Genomic DNA, 1,892 nt, shown 5'->3' with positions numbered 1-1,892 from the left:
CGGCTTACGCCGCGGCCACCGTCGCGATGGTCGGGCTCTTCATGTTCTCGGCACTGCTGCTGCCAGCGCATCTCGCGCTCGCGTGGCGCGGGTCGGACCGTCGCACGATCTTCGCCCGGGGGTTCTCCGCGCCGGCCGCGGTGATGTAGCTCCGGAGCGTGGACAGCAGCATGTCCTCACGACGCTCCATCTGGGACACCGCTCCCTGGCTGATCCCCAGCTCGTGGGCGATCTCGACCTGGGTCCGTTTGCCGGCTTCCCGCACCATCGCGAGGCTCATGGCGTGGATCCGGTCGAGCTCGTCCGCCTCCGTCTCGAGCGCCGCCACGGCGTCGGCCATGCCAGGCCGCTCGAGCATCCGCTCGAGGCGGTCGTTGCCGTGCACGAAGTCCTTCTCGCCCATCATGCTTCCTTCGTCTCGTCGACCCACCGGTCGATCAGTCGGTCGGCACGGACGCCGACCGTTTCGGAGAACACGTCACCCATCGCGGCCTTGTCGCCGGAGAACAGCGCGACGACGACACGGTCCGTACCCGGCGGGAACCAGCAGATCAACCGGAGCGCGATCCCCTGGACGTACGGGTGCGACACCCGCCAGACGACGTGTTCCCTCGACTGTCGGACTCGCTTGATCACAGCGGTGTCCTCCGTCGGCGCTGCATCCAGGTCCCGCAGCCGCTTGAGCATGAACGTGAGCAACTCGAGCCGCCGCCGACCCCGTTCGGTGGTGTCGGCGTCGAGCCGGTCGAGCTGCGCGTTGAACTCTCGAGGCCAGTCGATCTGCATGCATCGCACATCAGCCACGACTGATATTAGCCGCAACTGATCACACGCGCAAGCACAACCTCAGATCGCGAGGGGGCACGCGAGGTCGACCCGGTCGTGCTCCACGAGCCACCGGAACGCGTCGAGCACCGTCGCCTCGGCTGTGTACGCCGGTTCGTAGCCGAGCAGCCGCCGGGCCTTCTCGGTGCTGAACACCTGGCTGCGCGACAGGTGCTCCCAGCTGGCGCCCGCGTGCTCCGGGTCCGTGGTCTCGCGGAACCGGTCCCACGAGACGGACTCGAGCCGAGCCTCCTGGCCGAACCACGAGGCGACGAGGTGTGCGTACCCACGGGCGGTCAGCGCCGTCGACGCCGTGACGAAGAAGTCCTCACCGGCCGCCTCGTCGCGGTGCTCGACGGCCAGCTGGAAGGCCTGGGCGACGTCGTCGGCGTGCACGTGCGCCATCGCCTCGGCACCGAGGCTTGGGACCTCGACGGGCTCGCCGGCGGACAGCTTCGTCCACACCGTCGGGTCGAGGTTGCCGAGCGGTCCGATCGGCATCCACCCCGGCCCGCTGATGTGGCCGGGGTGCAACGAGGTCGTCAGCAAACCCCCGTCGGCAGTTTCACGCCCGAGCATCCGGGCGATCGCGTCCTTCTGCACGCCGTAGTCGCCGAAGGGCTCGGTCGCGTTCTCCTCGGTGATCGGCAGGACGTGCGACACACCGGCGCGCCAGATCGACCCGCAGTGCACGAGGTGGGTGCCGGTCCCGCGGAGGGCCGAGACGAGGGCTTCGGCGGATGACATCGTGAAGCAGACGAGGTCGACGACCGCGTCGGCACGGAGCCCGGCGATCCGTTGGCCGAAGGTTCCGTCGCGGTCCTCCTGCTCGCGGTCGGCGGTGACCTGCTCGACCTGCTGCCACTCGGGGGAGTCGGCGTAGGGCGTGCTCGTCCCGCGGGTGACGGTCACGACCTCGTGACCGGAACGGACGAGACGGGGGACGAGGAAGGTGCCGATGTGGCCGGTGGCCCCGATGACGACGATGCGCATGCCCGTCACGGTAGGCGCACGCGGCCGGGCGTGGCAGGCCCGGACGGAACCCCTGTGACGGACGGGAGGGACGG

At 69.7% G+C, this 1,892-nt stretch carries 3 protein-coding genes; all 3 read right to left on the bottom strand.

Annotation, left to right across the window (positions count from 1 at the left end; translation table 11 throughout):
* Window positions 1-4: 4 nt before the first annotated feature.
* From I5E_RS23080 to I5E_RS00125, 3 genes are read right to left on the bottom strand one after another with little or no spacing between them, the layout of a single operon-like run.
* Window positions 5-406, bottom strand: a complete 402-nt coding sequence (locus I5E_RS23080; RefSeq protein WP_083857800.1) for a sigma factor-like helix-turn-helix DNA-binding protein — start codon at window positions 404-406, stop codon at window positions 5-7.
* Entirely contained in the window at window positions 403-804 is a 402-nt protein-coding gene (locus I5E_RS00130) for a hypothetical protein (protein ID WP_261974870.1), read from the bottom strand. The genes I5E_RS23080 and I5E_RS00130 overlap by 4 nt, the downstream gene beginning before the upstream one ends.
* Window positions 805-846: 42 nt before the next feature.
* A complete protein-coding gene (locus tag I5E_RS00125; RefSeq protein ID WP_022905211.1) occupies window positions 847-1,818 on the bottom strand; it encodes an NAD-dependent epimerase/dehydratase family protein in 972 nt (323 codons plus the stop codon).
* Window positions 1,819-1,892: the final 74 nt, after the last annotated feature.

It is taken from the genome of Curtobacterium sp. B18, assembly GCF_000333375.1.
Taxonomy (GTDB): domain Bacteria; phylum Actinomycetota; class Actinomycetes; order Actinomycetales; family Microbacteriaceae; genus Curtobacterium.
The sequence above is the reverse complement of the archived record's forward strand: the minus strand, read 5'-3'. Positions and strand labels throughout refer to the sequence as shown.